Source organism: Nocardia sp. NRRL S-836, assembly GCF_001279525.1.
Taxonomy (GTDB): Bacteria; Actinomycetota; Actinomycetes; order Mycobacteriales; family Pseudonocardiaceae; genus Lentzea.
This window is the reverse complement of record NZ_LGDY01000091.1, coordinates 175,240-188,606: the sequence shown is the minus strand read 5'-3', so window position 1 is coordinate 188,606 and position 13,367 is coordinate 175,240. Positions and strand designations below refer to the sequence as shown.

At 72.2% G+C, this 13,367-nt stretch carries 19 protein-coding genes; 5 read left to right on the top strand and 14 right to left on the bottom strand.

Annotated features, from left to right (window positions below):
* Positions 1-68 precede the first annotated feature (68 nt).
* Entirely contained in the window at positions 69-494 is a 426-nt protein-coding gene (locus ADL03_RS11795) for a DUF1761 domain-containing protein (RefSeq protein ID WP_053733408.1), read from the top strand.
* On the opposite strand, the gene ADL03_RS11790 is transcribed toward ADL03_RS11795, so the two are convergent.
* The 12 genes from ADL03_RS11790 to ADL03_RS46840 form a co-directional block, all read right to left on the bottom strand.
* Positions 491-1,141 (bottom strand): dihydrofolate reductase family protein, encoded by a 651-nt coding sequence (locus ADL03_RS11790; RefSeq protein ID WP_053733955.1) that lies wholly within the window; start codon positions 1,139-1,141, stop codon positions 491-493. The two genes, ADL03_RS11795 and ADL03_RS11790, sit on opposite strands and share 4 nt — an antisense overlap.
* Before the next feature lie 69 nt (positions 1,142-1,210).
* A complete protein-coding gene (locus tag ADL03_RS11785; RefSeq protein ID WP_053733407.1) occupies positions 1,211-1,648 on the bottom strand; it encodes a PH domain-containing protein in 438 nt (145 codons plus the stop codon).
* A complete protein-coding gene (gene ribH, locus ADL03_RS11780) occupies positions 1,645-2,142 on the bottom strand; it encodes a 6,7-dimethyl-8-ribityllumazine synthase (RefSeq protein WP_053733406.1) in 498 nt (165 codons plus the stop codon). The genes ADL03_RS11785 and ribH overlap by 4 nt, the downstream gene beginning before the upstream one ends.
* A complete protein-coding gene (locus tag ADL03_RS11775; RefSeq protein WP_053733405.1) occupies positions 2,139-3,401 on the bottom strand; it encodes a bifunctional 3,4-dihydroxy-2-butanone-4-phosphate synthase/GTP cyclohydrolase II in 1,263 nt (420 codons plus the stop codon). Before ADL03_RS11775 ends, ribH begins: the two co-directional genes overlap by 4 nt.
* Positions 3,398-4,018, bottom strand: a complete 621-nt coding sequence (locus tag ADL03_RS11770; RefSeq protein WP_053733404.1) for a riboflavin synthase — start codon at positions 4,016-4,018, stop codon at positions 3,398-3,400. Before ADL03_RS11770 ends, ADL03_RS11775 begins: the two co-directional genes overlap by 4 nt.
* Before the next feature lie 8 nt (positions 4,019-4,026).
* A complete protein-coding gene (ribD, locus tag ADL03_RS11765; protein ID WP_053733954.1) occupies positions 4,027-5,010 on the bottom strand; it encodes a bifunctional diaminohydroxyphosphoribosylaminopyrimidine deaminase/5-amino-6-(5-phosphoribosylamino)uracil reductase RibD in 984 nt (327 codons plus the stop codon).
* 14 nt (positions 5,011-5,024) lie between these two features.
* Positions 5,025-5,690, bottom strand: a complete 666-nt coding sequence (gene rpe, locus ADL03_RS11760; protein ID WP_197288328.1) for a ribulose-phosphate 3-epimerase — start codon at positions 5,688-5,690, stop codon at positions 5,025-5,027.
* A gap of 25 nt (positions 5,691-5,715) precedes the next feature.
* On the bottom strand, positions 5,716-6,213 hold the full coding sequence (locus ADL03_RS11755) for a flavoprotein (protein WP_053733402.1): 498 nt from the start codon (positions 6,211-6,213) through the stop codon (positions 5,716-5,718).
* A gap of 127 nt (positions 6,214-6,340) precedes the next feature.
* Positions 6,341-7,777 carry an RsmB/NOP family class I SAM-dependent RNA methyltransferase gene (locus ADL03_RS11750; protein ID WP_082373062.1) on the bottom strand — a complete coding sequence of 479 codons (1,437 nt, stop codon included), beginning with the start codon at positions 7,775-7,777 and terminating at the stop codon, positions 6,341-6,343.
* Between the two features lie 145 nt (positions 7,778-7,922).
* The gene (fmt, locus tag ADL03_RS11745; RefSeq protein WP_053733400.1) at positions 7,923-8,849 is read right to left on the bottom strand and encodes a methionyl-tRNA formyltransferase; all 927 of its coding nucleotides are present in this window, start codon (positions 8,847-8,849) and stop codon (positions 7,923-7,925) included.
* 2 nt (positions 8,850-8,851) lie between these two features.
* Positions 8,852-9,400 (bottom strand): peptide deformylase, encoded by a 549-nt coding sequence (def, locus tag ADL03_RS11740; RefSeq protein WP_053733399.1) that lies wholly within the window; start codon positions 9,398-9,400, stop codon positions 8,852-8,854.
* Positions 9,401-9,447: 47 nt separating this feature from the next.
* Positions 9,448-9,606, bottom strand: coding sequence for a hypothetical protein (locus ADL03_RS46840; RefSeq protein WP_157528495.1), 159 nt, complete (start codon positions 9,604-9,606; stop codon positions 9,448-9,450).
* 158 nt (positions 9,607-9,764) lie between these two features.
* Between ADL03_RS46840 and ADL03_RS50175 the strand changes: the two genes are divergently transcribed.
* Entirely contained in the window at positions 9,765-9,893 is a 129-nt protein-coding gene (locus ADL03_RS50175; protein WP_255353352.1) for a hypothetical protein, read from the top strand.
* A 133-nt stretch (positions 9,894-10,026) separates the two neighbouring features.
* Here ADL03_RS50175 and ADL03_RS11735 read toward each other — a convergent pair whose 3' ends face one another.
* On the bottom strand, positions 10,027-10,218 hold the full coding sequence (locus tag ADL03_RS11735) for a hypothetical protein (protein WP_053733398.1): 192 nt from the start codon (positions 10,216-10,218) through the stop codon (positions 10,027-10,029).
* 104 nt (positions 10,219-10,322) lie between these two features.
* Here ADL03_RS11735 and ADL03_RS46835 point away from each other — a divergent pair, with 104 nt between their 5' ends.
* Entirely contained in the window at positions 10,323-10,472 is a 150-nt protein-coding gene (locus ADL03_RS46835) for a hypothetical protein (RefSeq protein ID WP_157528493.1), read from the top strand.
* Between the two features lie 10 nt (positions 10,473-10,482).
* A complete protein-coding gene (locus ADL03_RS11730) occupies positions 10,483-11,001 on the top strand; it encodes a DinB family protein (RefSeq protein ID WP_053733397.1) in 519 nt (172 codons plus the stop codon).
* 43 nt (positions 11,002-11,044) lie between these two features.
* Here the strand turns inward: ADL03_RS11730 and ggt are convergent, their stop codons facing one another.
* The gene (gene ggt / locus ADL03_RS11725) at positions 11,045-12,823 is read right to left on the bottom strand and encodes a gamma-glutamyltransferase (RefSeq protein WP_053733396.1); all 1,779 of its coding nucleotides are present in this window, start codon (positions 12,821-12,823) and stop codon (positions 11,045-11,047) included.
* Between the two features lie 65 nt (positions 12,824-12,888).
* Between ggt and ADL03_RS11720 the strand changes: the two genes are divergently transcribed.
* Complete coding sequence (locus ADL03_RS11720) at positions 12,889-13,353, top strand: hypothetical protein (protein WP_157528491.1); 465 nt, start codon at positions 12,889-12,891, stop codon at positions 13,351-13,353.
* Positions 13,354-13,367 lie beyond the last annotated feature (14 nt).

Genomic DNA, 13,367 nt, shown 5'->3' with positions numbered 1-13,367 from the left:
CACGCAGCGGTAACGGTGGCGCCGGAGCACGCGATGCCAAGACATCTGATCACCGCGGGAGAGATGTCATGAGCCTGAGCGTGCTCGGCGACCTCAACTGGTTGGCCGTCGTCGTCGCGACCGTCGCGTACTACGCGCTGGGAGCGATCTGGTACGCCGAGTTCGCCTTCGGCCGGGCTTGGCGGCGGTCCATCGGCTGGGAGCTCACCCCGCCGCAGCGCACCGGCGCCAGGGTCTACACGATCCCGCTGGCCACCTGTTTCGCCGCCACCCTGGCGACCGCGATGATCGCCGCCGCGTCGGGCACCGACGACGTCATGGAGGGCCTGCTGCTCGGCCTGGTCGTGGGCGTCGGCATCGCGTTGCCGGTGATGTTCGTGAGCGGCGTGTTCGACACGACGAAGCCCGCGCCGAAGACCCACGTGGCCGTCGGGGCGGGCTTCCACGTCATCGGCCTCAGCCTCGTGGGAGCGGTGCTGGGGCTGTGGCGTTAGCGGGACTTGCGCCAGAACAGGTGGTGCACCACGCCGCTCGGGCTGGGCACCACGTCGAGGTGGTAGCGGTCGAGCAGCTCGTCGGGCGAGTCCCACAGCCGCAGGCCCTCGCCGAACCGCACCGGTGAGACGGCGACGTGCAGGGTGTCCACCAGGTCCGCGTCGAGGAACTGGCGGACGGTGGTGACACCGCCGCCGAGCCGGACGTCCTTGCCCTGCGCCGCTTCCCGTGCCTGGTCGAGGACGTCGGCCGGGTCACCGCCGACGAAGTGGAACGTGGTGTCCGAGAGCGTGATCGACGGTCGTTCGTGGTGGGTCATGACGAACACCGGCGTGTGGAACGGAGGTTCGTCACCCCACCAGCCCTGCCACTCGTGATCGGTCCACGGCCCACGCTGGTACCCGAACTTGTTGCGGCCCATGATCTCCGCGCCGATGTTCTGGGTGAAGTCGCGCGTGAAGTAGTCGTCCAGGCCGCGGCTGCCGCCGGGATCGGTGCGGTTCGGCCAGCTCGCCGTCGCACCGGCCCAGGAGAACAACCGCTCGGCGCCGGGGAGCCCGAACGGGTTCTCGAAGCTCTGGTCCTCACCGGCGGCGACGCCGTCGCTCGAGACCATGAAGTTCTGCACTCGCAGCAGTTGTGCCACGTCTTCCTCCTGTGTCAGCGACATCGACGAGGCAGACCCGCCGCACGGGCAGAACTCATCGCTCCGGAGCTAGTTCGCCGCCTTGTGCAGCTCGCGCAACGCACGCACGGACTTCACCGCGTACTCCCGGTCCACGGCCTGCACGGCCATGATCGAGATGTACTCGTCCTCCGGCAGCTCCAGCCGGGCCCACGACGCGCCGTCGGGAAAGCTGATGGACAGCACGTCGGTCCACTCGAAGCGGTGCGACGTCACGACGTTGCGGATCTCGATGCCCGTGGCGTCGGCGCTCACCCGCGGCCGGGTCAGCAGCAGCACGCCACCGGCCAGCAGGAAGCCGAGCAGGATCATCGCGACCTGGTCGGAGGTCCGGAAGATCACGCCGGTCGGGGTGTTGCCCAGCAGCAGGCCCACCACCGTGAACGCCACCACCAGGCCGACGGCGCACGCCCACGCGACCTTGCGGATCTTCTTGGGGCGCAGCACCACCGCGTTCGCCGTCATCATTCGAAACCCCGCTCGGTCCACGGCTGGCGCAGCCCGCGCAGCACCAGCGCCGCGTCGATCGCCGCGACGGTCGCCTCGTAGCCCTTGTCCTCCACCGACTCCGGCAGACCGGCGCGCGCCAGTGCCTGCTCCTCGGTGTCGGTCGTCAGCACGCCGTTGCCGACCGGCGTCGACTCGTCCAGCGCGACCCGCGTGAGGCCGGCGGTCACCGAGTCGCACACGTACTCGAAGTGCGGGGTGCCACCGCGGATCACCACGCCCAGCGCGACCACGGCGTCGTGGTGGCGGGCGAGCTCCTGCACCACGACCGGGAGCTCGATGGCCCCCGCGACGCGCACGACGGTCGTGTCAGCACAGCCCGCGTCCTCCGCGGCCCGCAGGGCGCGCTCGACGAGCTGGTCGGTGATCTTGGTGTGCCAGCGCGTCGCCGCGATGGCGACGCTCAGGCCCTTGCCGTCGAGCGTGGTCTGCTCAGGACGGCCCTCGCCGCTCATTCCTGGTCCTCCGTAGCGGAAACAACGGCCTCGTACTGCTCCAGCTGAGTCAGTTCGTGGCCCATCCGGTCGCGCTTGGTGCGCAGGTACCGCAGGTTCTCCGGGTTGGGGGAGATCGGCAGCGGCACCCGGTCGAGCACCCGCAGACCGTATCCGGCCTCCAGGCCGACCCGCTTCGCCGGGTTGTTCGTCAGCAGCCGCATGGACTTGATGCCCAGCTCCACGAGGATCTGCGCGCCCGTGCCGTAGTCGCGCGCGTCGGCGGGCAGGCCCTGCACCAGGTTCGCGTCCACGGTGTCCGCGCCCTCGTCCTGCAGCTGGTAGGCCTGCAGCTTGTGCATCAGGCCGATGCCGCGGCCCTCGTGACCGCGCATGTACAGCACCACGCCACGGCCCTGTGCCGCGACGGCCTCCAGCGCCGCGTCGAGCTGCGGGCCGCAGTCGCAGCGCAACGAGCCGAGCACGTCACCGGTGAGGCACTCGGAGTGCACGCGCACCAGCACGTCCTCGCCGTCGCCGATCTCGCCGTACACCATCGCGACGTGCTCGATGCCGTCGAGCAGGCTGTCGTAGCCGAACGCGGTGAACACGCCGTGCGCGGTCGGGATGCGGGCCTCGGCGGCGCGCACGACCTGGGTCTCGACCCGGCGGCGGTACGCGATGAGGTCGGCGATCGTGATCAGCGCGAGGTCGTGGTCGGCGGCGAAGACCTCCAGCTCCTCGCGGCGGGCCATGTCGCCCTCGTCCTTCTGCGACACGATCTCGCAGAGCACGCCGGCGGGTGACAACCCGGCCAGCCGCGACAGGTCGACGGCGGCCTCGGTGTGACCGGGGCGGCGCAGCACGCCACCGGCCTTGGCGCGCAGCGGCACGACGTGGCCGGGCCGGTTGAAGTCGGTGGCCTTCGAGGTCGGGTCGGCCAGCAGCCGGATCGTGCGGGCGCGGTCCGCGGCCGAGATGCCGGTGCTGACGCCCTCGCGCGCGTCGACCGTGACCGTGTACGCCGTGCCGCGCACGTCCTGGTTGGTGTGGAACATCGGCGGCAGGTCGAGGCGCTCGCAGTCCTCCTCGGTCAGCGGCACGCAGATGTAGCCCGAGGTGTAGCGGACCATGAACGCGAGCAGCTCCGGCGTCGCCTTCTCGGCGGCGAAGATCAGGTCGCCCTCGTTCTCGCGGTCCTCGTCGTCCACGACGACCACCGGGCGACCGGCGGCGATGTCGGCGATCGCCCGCTCGATCTCAGCGAAATCGGTGCTCACTGGGTCTCCTCGCCCACGATGGCCCGCAGGTGCGGGACGGCCAGTCGTTCAACGTACTTCGCCAGCACGTCGACCTCCAGGTTCACGTGGTCCCCCGGCTTGCGGTGGCCCAGCGTGGTGAGGTCCAGCGTCGTCGGGATGAGGCTCACGGTGAACTCGTCCTCGGACACGGTCACGACGGTCAGCGACACGCCGTCGACCGTGATCGAGCCCTTCTCCACGACGTAGCGGGCGAGCTGGGGCGGCAGTCCGATGTGGACGACCTCCCAGTGCTCGGCCTTCTCCCGCGCGAGGATCGTGCCCGTGCCGTCCACGTGGCCCTGCACGATGTGGCCGCCGAGGCGCTGGCCGACCGCGGCCGCGCGCTCCAGGTTGACCCGGTCGCCCTCGGCGACCTTCGCGAGGCTGCTGCGCACGAGGGTCTCGCGCATCACGTCGGCGGTGAAGGTGTTGTCCTCGACCTCCACGACGGTGAGGCAGACGCCGTTCACCGCGATGGAGTCGCCGTGCTTCGCGTCGCTGGTGACGATCGGCCCGCGGACGCGGATCCGCGCCGCGTCTGGCAGGTCCTGAACCGCGACCACGTGGCCGAGTTCCTCGACGATCCCGGTGAACACCGCTCCTCCTAAGTTTGCGGAACCGCGCTGATCCGCAAGTCTGGTCCGCTCATGGTGACGTCTTCGACGACGAGCCGGACAGCGTCCGTGATGGTTGACACGCCCGCGTCCAGCACCGCCGCGGGTCCCGCCCCCAGCAGTGCGGGCGCGACGTAGGCGAGCACGCGGTCGACCCGGCCCGCGCGCAGGAACGCGCCGGCCACCGTCGGGCCACCCTCCAGCAGCACGTCCACCACCCCTTCGCCGGCGAGCGCGGTCAGCACCTCGTCCGGGTCATGCGTGCGCAGGTGTAGCGCGGTGTGCTCGAGCCTGGCTCCAGCCGGCAGGTCGCCGTGTCCCACGACCACGGGCAACGGCTGGTGGGGCAGCGGAATTCCGTCGGCGTCGCGGGCGGTCAGCGCCGGGTCGTCGCGCCGGACCGTGTTCGTGCCGACGATGATCGCGTCGAGCTTCGCGCGCAGGTCGTGGACCTCCTTGCGGGAGGTCTCCGAGCTGATCCACCGGCTGGTGCCGTCCTGGGCGGCGATCCGGCCGTCCAGCGACGCCGCGTACTTCCACGTGACGTGTGGGCGGCCCGTGCGCGCATAGTGCAGCCACGCGCGCAACGGCCCCTTGCTGACCTCGTCGGCCAGCAGACCGCTCTCGACGGTGATGCCGGCCGCCCTGAGCCGTGCCGCACCGCCCGCGGCCCTGGGGTTCGGGTCGCTGACGGCGTGGATGACGTGCTTGATGCCGGCTTCCTGCAACGCTTCGGTGCACGGTGGCGTGCGCCCGTGGTGCGCGCACGGTTCGAGCGTGACGACCGCGGTGCCGCCCCTGGCCCGGACGCCCGCTTCCTTGAGCGCCATCACCTCGGCGTGCGGGCCGCCCGGTGGCTGCGTGCCGCCGAACCCGACCGCCTTGCCGTGCGCGTCGAGGACGACGCAGCCCACGGGCGGGTTGGGGCTGGTGGTGCCCCGCACCCGCTCGCTCTCCGCGATGGCGAGCGCCATCGCGTCCCGCGGCGTCACCGACCGCCGGTCCTCTGGGCGGCGGCTGCCTGGGCGCGCAGTGCCTCGACGGCCTTGCCGGGGTCGGTGGCGTCGTACACGGCGGAGCCCGCGACGAAGCAGTCCACACCGGCCTCCGCGGCCTGCTCGATGGTGTCGGCGTTGATGCCGCCGTCGATCTCCACGACCAGCTTCAGGTGGCCGGTGTCGACGAGGTGGCGGGCCTGGCGGACCTTGTCGAGCACCTCGGCCATGAACTTCTGGCCGCCGAAGCCCGGCTCGACCGACATCACCAGCAGCGTGTCGTAGTGCTTGAGCACGTCGACGTAGGGCTCCAGCGGGGTGCCCGGCTTGATGCTCAGGCCGGCCTTCGCGCCTGCGGCCCTGAGGTTCTTGGCGAGCGCGACCGGGTCGTTCGCGGCCTCGACGTGGACGGTGACGTTGTACGCGCCCGCCTCGGCGTACCCGATGGCCCAGCGGTCCGGGTCCTCGATCATCAGGTGGCAGTCGACCGGGATGTCCGTGACCTTCAGCAGCGACTTGACCACCGGCAGGCCCAGGGTCAGGTTCGGCACGAAGTGGTTGTCCATGACGTCGACGTGGATCCAGTCCGACGTGGGCACCGCGGCGAGCTCGTCGGCGAGGCGCGCGAAGTCTGCGGACAGGATGCTGGGGGCGATCATCGGCGTGTGGACCACGAGGCTGATCCTAGGTGTCCAGCAGGTCGAGCAACCTGCCGGGAGGCTCGTCGGTGACCACCACGACACCCGCGTCGGTGAGGGTGGTGACGTGGGTCTCCCACATCGGGTGACGGCGCTTGTCGGCGTTGGCCTGGGGCATGACGACGACCCTGCAGCCCTCGACGCCCATGGCCTCGTTCAGCGCGGTCAGCGCCTGGTTGTCACCGATGCCGAGCGCCAGTTTCGCCACCGAGTTCGCGCTGGCGGGGGCGAAGAGGAACGCGTCGGGCGTCGGGTAGGGCTTGGGCTGGCCCGGCAACCGCGGGTGCCAGCGGACCTCCAGGTCCGTGAGCTGCTGGAGCCGGTCGAGCTCGCCTGCCTCCTCGAACCACGGGACGACGGTCGGCGTGAGGGTGATGGCGAGCCGCCAGCCCCGTCGCGCCGCCGGTTCCGCGAGCTGCGTGCGGAACCAGGTCTCCACGCCGCCGCAGCCGCTTGCGACGAGTCCGAGCAGGCCACGTGTCATGTGGACGATCTTAGGTCGCGCCCGGCCGCCGTCACTCGAACCGGTGAACCCGGAACCGTTGTGGCCGTGCGGCGGGGCGACGGGGCCGGAACTGTCGGACCCCGTCGCTAGCGTCTTCCACGAGCGCTCAAACAGGGCGTCGCAGCACCGCGCAGAACATGGCATCCGTTCCGTGCAGGTGTGGCCAGAGTTGAACGTGCGGCCCGTCCCCGAGGTCCGGCATCTCGGGGAAGAGCGTCCGGGTGTCCAGCACGTCGGCTCCGGTCCGCCGGGCGACGTCCGTCACCACCCCTACGGTCTCGGAGAGATGAGGTGAGCACACAACATAAGCCACGACTCCGCCAGGACGCACCAGTCGCAACGCTTCGGTGAGGAGCTCACGCTGCAGCGTGGTGAGCTGGGCGACGTCGGTGGGCTGGCGCCGCCACCGCGCCTCCGGGCGCCTGCGCAGTGCACCGAGACCGGTGCAGGGCGCGTCGACGAGCACGCGGTCGAACGCCCCTTCGACGAAGTCGGTCTCGCGGCCGTCGGCCACATGCACGGTCACCGGCAAGCCTGAGGTGATCTTGCGCACGAGCTCGGCGCGGTGGGGTGCCTTCTCGACGGCGATGAGCTCGCCGCCTTCCAAGCCGACCAGTGCCGCGAGCAGCGCTGCCTTGCCTCCCGGGCCGGCACACAGGTCGAGCCACCGGTCGTCGGTGCCTTCCAGCGGTGCGCGCGTCATGGCCAGGGCGCAGAGCTGGCTGCCCTCGTCCTGCACGTTCGCCAGACGCTCGCGAACGGGCTCGAGGTCAGCCGGGTCTCCCGCCCCCGGCTCCAGGTGCACGCCGTAGGGCGAGTAGGGCGCCACGTCTCCGCCGGTGATGGCGGCGAGCTCGTCGGCGCTCACCTCGCCGGGCCGTGCCACCAGGTGCACGGCGGGCCGGGCGTCGTCGGCCTCCAGCGCGCGGCGCAGGGTGTCGTCGCGACTGCCCAGCGCCTCGGCGAAGGCCTGCGCGATCCACCGCGGATGCGCGTGCGTGAACGCCAGGTTGCCGATCGGGTCGGTGTCCGGGTCGGGTGCGAGCTCGTCGACCCAGGCCTGTTCGTCCTGCTCGGCAACCCGGCGCAGCACGGCGTTGACGAAGCCGGCGACGCCGGAGCCGAGCTCGGCCCGGACGAGGTCCACGGTCGACGCCACGGCCGCGTGCGACGGGATGCGGGTGCGCAGCAGCTGGTAGGTGCCCAGCCGCAGCGCGTCCAGCGCCGAGCCGTCCACCTCGGACAGCGGGCGGTCCGAGCACGCCTCGATCACGGCGTCGAGCAGCCCCTGGGCACGGGAGGCGCCGTAGGTGAGCTCGGTGGCCAGCGCCGCGTCGCGGCCGGTGATCCGCCGGTCCCGCAGGAGCTGCGGCAGCACCAGGTTCGCGTACGCGTCCCGCTGGCGGACCGCGCGCAGCGTCTCCAGCGCGGCCAGGCGCGCCGGGTCCTCCACCGGAGGGCGCGACGGCCCGGTGCGGCGCCGGGGCGGGTGCGGCCTGCGCGGCCGGGACGGCTTGGAGTCCCCTCGCGAGTAGCCGGTCATGCGCGGTGCTCCATCGGTCCTGGCTCCATCGGTTCGGGTTCCCCTGCTCCGGCACGGGCGACACCCGCGAAGGTCGTTGACACAGCTGTGGAAGCCCCACGCGCGAGGACGCGGGTGGGGGCCGGGACGGTGCTCTCGCACGCGGTCATGCGATGCGCTCCCCGGCTTCGATGCGCACGCCGCGGGCCCAGTCGGTGGCGGCCATGCGCTTCTTGCCCTGCGCCTGGACCTCGCCGAGGGCCACGGCGGTCGTCGCCGTGCCCACGAGCACGCGCTTGCGTTCGACGACGACCTCCCCGGCCGGCAGCGTCACGTCGTCCACCGGCGTGACGGGGCCGAGCTTGAGGCGTTCGCCGCGGAACTCGGCCCACGCGCCGGGTTCCGGCGTGACCGCGCGGGCGAGGCGGTCCAGTGCGGCGGCGGGGGTGGCGAAGTCGAGCCGCGCGTCCTCGACGGTGATCTTCGGGGCGTAGGTGACGCCGTCGGAGGGCTGCTCGACGGCGCGCAGGGTGCCGGCCTCGATGCCGTCCACGGTGGACAGCAGCAGCTCGGCGCCGGAGACGGACAGGCGGCCGAGCAGGTCGCCGGAGGTGTCGCGGGGCCGGATCTTCTCGGTCACCACGCCGAAGACGGGGCCCGCGTCGAGCTCCTTGACGATGCGGAAGGTGGTGGCGCCGGTGATGTCGTCGCCGTGGCGCACGGAAGCCTGCACCGGTGCGGCGCCGCGCCAGGCGGGCAGCACGGAGAAGTGGAGGTTGACCCAGCCGAAGCGCGGGATGTCGAGCGTGCGCTGGGGCAGCAGCGCGCCGTAGGCCACGACCGGGCAGAGGTCGGGTTCCAGCGCGCGCAGGCGGTCGAGGAAGTCGGGGTCGCCCGCCTTGGCCGGCGACAGGACCTCGATGCCGTGCTCGTCGGCGAGTGCGGCGACCGGGGAGCGTTCGATCCGTCGGCCGCGGCCGACGGGGGCGTCCGGGCGGGTGACGACGGCGACGACGTCGTGGCGGGTGGAGTCGATGAAGGCGCGCAGCGAGGGAAGTGCCACCTCGGGCGTACCTGCGAACACGAGACGCATGGTCAGTTGGCCCTGCCGAAGAGCGGGTGCGGGCTCTGCTTCAAGGTGGGCACCGCACCGTCGAACCACTCGGCCTGCCGGATCTCGCGCATCGCCTTCTTGCGCGTCTCGGTGTCGAGGCGGTCCAGGAACAGCACACCGTCGAGGTGGTCGGTCTCGTGCTGGATGCAGCGTGCCAGCGTCTCGGTCCCCTCGACCTCGACGGGCTCACCGTGCATGTTCCAGCCCTTGGCCACGACGTGCAGGTGGCGCTTGCAGTCCCACGACATGCCGGGGATGGACAGGCAGCCCTCCGGGCCGTCCTGCGTCTCCTCGCCCACGACCTCCCAGGTCGGGTTGACGAGGTGGCCCGCGAAGCCGTCGCAGTGGTAGGTGAACACGCGCAGTCCCACTCCGAGCTGCGGCGCGGCGAGGCCTGCTCCGCCCGCCTCCTGCATGGAGTCCCACAGGTCCTTGACCAGGGTGTGCAGTTCCTTGTCGAAGTCGGTGACCTCGACGGCGGGGGTGCGCAGCACTGGGTCGCCGAACAGACGGATGGGTTGGACGGTCACGCGGTGCTCCTCGTTGTGGACTGGCGGCCAGTCTACGAGCAACGCGGTCAGTGCTCGGCGGCGCTGCCGAGGAAGATCACGCCCAGCAGCGCGACGAGGAAGTGGCCGGTGAACCGCAGCGCCGTCAGCACGGGGCGCAGGAGCGCCCCGAGGTCGGCGCCGGTCGCGATGGCGGTCGGGCGGTGCGTCACGGTGGTTGTCGTCATGGCGTCAACTATCCGGTTCGAGCAGGTCAGCGGGCATCAGCCGGCGGTGCCGACCCCGGCTCAGCCCGAGGTAGGAAGATCGCCTGCAACGCTCGGCCGGGAGGTGGACACCTCCAGGTCATGAGGCTGATGCGACAGCGCCGGGAGGGGCGGTCAGGGTGCCCGACGAGCCACCGCCGGACGCCGAGCTGTGGGAGCGGGGTGACGAACACGCCTTCGGTGAGCTGTACGACCGCTACGCCGAGGCGGTGTGGAACCACGCGTACCGGCTGACCCGTCCTGGTTGACGGCGGAAGACCTGACCTCCGCCACGTTCCTGACGGCCTGGCGCCGCCGCGACGAGGTGACCCTGGTACGCGCCAGCCCTGGTGCGCGACAGCCCTGCCGTGGCTGTTCACGGCCGCGGCCAACCTGGCGCGGTCAGAGTTCCGCGGGCAGTCGCGGTTCGCCCGGCTGCCGCACCGCGTGCCCCGGCACGACGTGCAGCGCGACCATGCCGACGACGTCGTGTCGGGTCTCGACCACGAGGCACGGCTGCGTGGAGGTGCCGGTCGCCGATGTGAGCGTGCGGTCCCGCACCTCCCGCGCCCTCCTGCGCCAGCCGCACGTCATGGGCCTGCTCAACCTCTCCGGCACGGCCGAGCGCCAGCAGGTCGCCGGCCGTGTCCACCGGGCCGGCCGCACGATCGAGGTGACCGCGCCCGCCCACCGTGACCGTGACCGTCGTCGACGGCTTCGTCTCGGCGTCCGTGCCCGGCTCGCTGGCCCGCACCGACCCCGTTTCGGGGCACGTGGTCATGGCCGAGCTCAGCGCGGTGGTGCGGGGAACGGACAACTCGGTTCTCCACTCGGGGCCGCTCAAGTGATCATGGGCGCATGACCTGGACCGCACCCGCCGTCGACATCCCGGCCGAACCGCTCACCGGTGCCGAACGCCCGATGCTGGACGCCCTGCTCGACCGCCACCGGGCCACGTTCCTCGCGAAGTGCGCGGAGCTCACCGGCACCGAGCTGGCCACGGCGTCGGCACCGCCGTCGACCCTCACCCTGCTGGGGCTGATCCGGCACCTGGCCGACGTCGAACGCGTCTGGTGCCGCGTCCGCGCCGACGGCCAGGACGTCCGGCGCCGGTACGCCGGCCCGCCGGAGCCGGGCAACCCGTTCGACGACCTCGACCCCGCCCGCGCCGAGGCCGAGTACGCGGCGCTCGGCGCGGAGATGGAGCAGGCCCGCCGGGCGGTCGCCGGCAAGGACCTCGACCACGTCTTCGTCCACGAGCGGCGGGGTGAGATGTCCCTGCGCTGGCTCCTCCTGCACCTCGTCGAGGAGTACGCGCAGCACAACGGCCACGCGGACCTGCTGCGCGAACGCATCGACGGCAGCACCTCGGCGTGACTGCGAGGTGCTGCCGTCGACCGGTCGAGCGGTCGTCCGGAGGTCAGCCCACCTTCACCACCCGTGCGGCGCCACCGCCGCGGCGGGTCGGTTCGGCGACGGCCCGCCAGCGGCCGTCGGAGGCCCGTTCGACCGCGGTGGCCGCGCCGATCTCGGCGTTCTGGCTGAACCGGTGACCGATGGCCTGCAGCCCCTGGGCCGAGGCGGCCGCGATGAACGCGGCCTCGGCGGGCGTCACGGCCGCGTTGCGCTGCGAGGCGCGCGGGGCCGCGACGGCGTCGAGCAGGGACATCTTGCGGTCCAGCCGCCCGGTCAGGATCTGCGTGACGGTCGTGATGATCGTCGAGCCGCCGGGAGAGCCGACGGCGAGGACGACGCGGCCGTGGTCGAGCACGATCGTCGGCGCCATCGAGGACCGCGGGCGCTTGCCGGGGCCGGGCAGGTTCGGGTGCGGGACACCGGCGGTCGGGGCGACGAACTCGAAGTCGGTGAGCTCGTTGTTGAGCAGGAAACCGCGGCCGGGCACGACGATGCCGCTGCCGCCCTCCGCCTCGATCGTCAGGGTGTAGGCGACGACGTTGCCCCAGCGGTCGGCGACCGTGAGGTGCGTGGTGCGCTCGGCGTCGTCACGCAGGTTCGCCAGGCCCGCCGTGGCCTCGCACGGGGCGGGGTTGCGGGGGTCGGCGGCGGGCTGCGGTGCGGGCAGCACGGCGTCGGGCTTGATCAGGCACGCGCGCGAGTCGGCGAACCGCTGCGAGAGCAGGCCCTCGGCCGGCACGCGGGAGAAGGCCGGGTCGCCGACCCAGCGCAGCCGGTCGGCGAAGGAGAGCTTGGTCGACTCGATGAAGCGGTGCAGGTACTCGACCTCGGAGGCCTTCGTGAGGTCGGTCGACTCCAGGATGTTCAGCGCCTCGCCGACGGTCGTGCCGCCCGACGAGGGCGCGGCCATGCCGTAGACGTCGAGGCCGCGGTAGCGGGAGTGGGTAGGGTCGCGGTGTTCGACCCGGTAGCGAGCCAGGTCGGAGAGCTCCATGGCGCCCGCGCGGACGTTGCGCGTCGAGCCGGGCACGACCGGTGGCTGGCGCACGGCCTTGACCAGGTCACGGCCGACCGCGCCGCCGTAGAGGGAGGCGAGGTCGGTGCGGGCCAGCTCGCGGTAGGTGTCGGCGAGCTGCGGGTTGCGGAACGTCGACCCGATCGCCGGCGGCTGGCCACCGGGCAGGTAGAGGTCGCGGGTGGAGGTGAAGTCGGCGAAGCGCGCGGCGTTGGAGGTGATCTGCTGGTTGAAGGTGCGGTCGACGACGAAGCCCCGCCGCGCCAGCGCCTCCGCGGGCGCCATGGTCTCGCGCAGGTTCATCGTGCCCCACCTGCGCAGCGCCTGCTGCCACGTCCTGGGCGTGCCCGGCACACCCACGGACAGGCCGCTGGTCATCGCCTCCGCGAACGGCAGCGGTGCCCCGTTCTCGACGAAGAGCTGGTCGGTGGCCGCGCGCGGGGCGGTCTCCCGGCCGTCCAGGGTGGACACCCGGCCGGTGCGCGCGTCGTAGTGGACGAAGAAGCCACCGCCGCCGATGCCCGCGGAGAACGGGTCGGTCACGCCGAGCGCGGCGGCGGTCGCGACGGCGGCGTCCACGGCGTTGCCGCCGCGGCGCAGCACGTCGACGCCGATCTGCGAGGCGTCCGGGTCGACGCTGGACACCGCGCCACCCCACCCCACCTGTTCTGGCACCCGCGGGGCGGGGTCCGCCGGGCCCGCGGCGAGTGCCGGTGCGGGCGCGACCAGTACGACGGAGAGCGATAGTGCGGCAACCGTTCGCAACATGCGCACTCTTCTACTCCGTTCCGGCCGGATGGCAACACCTTTTGGGCAAGGCCTAAGGTGCGGTGGTGTCGATCGACCTTGACCGCTTGCGAACGGACTTCGCGACCGCCGACCTGGACGAGGCAGATCGCGAGGAGGCGCTGCAGCTGCTGCTGCGCGACCGCCGCCCGCAGGACGCCGACCTGCTGCGCCACCTGCTCGCCCAGGAGACCGCCGCGCACCGCGAGGGCTGGGGCCTGAGCGAGGCCATGGGCCTGGCCGCGCTGCTGCTCGCCGAGTGCGGCCGCGAAGAGGACGTGTGGACGCTGTGGGAGGCCAAGAACGCCTCCTTCGACACCATGGCGGGCCTGGACGGCTTCCTGCTGTTCCCGGCGGGCATCGCGGGCACGACCGCGCACGTGATCGCGGCCGAGCACCCCGAGCGCAACGACCTGATGGCGTACATGAGCGAGTACCTGGAGTACGAGAAGCTGACCGACGAGGACATCCGCGAGCACCTCGCCGGTCTGCGCTCCTACTACGAGAACTGACCGGGAGCCGTGCG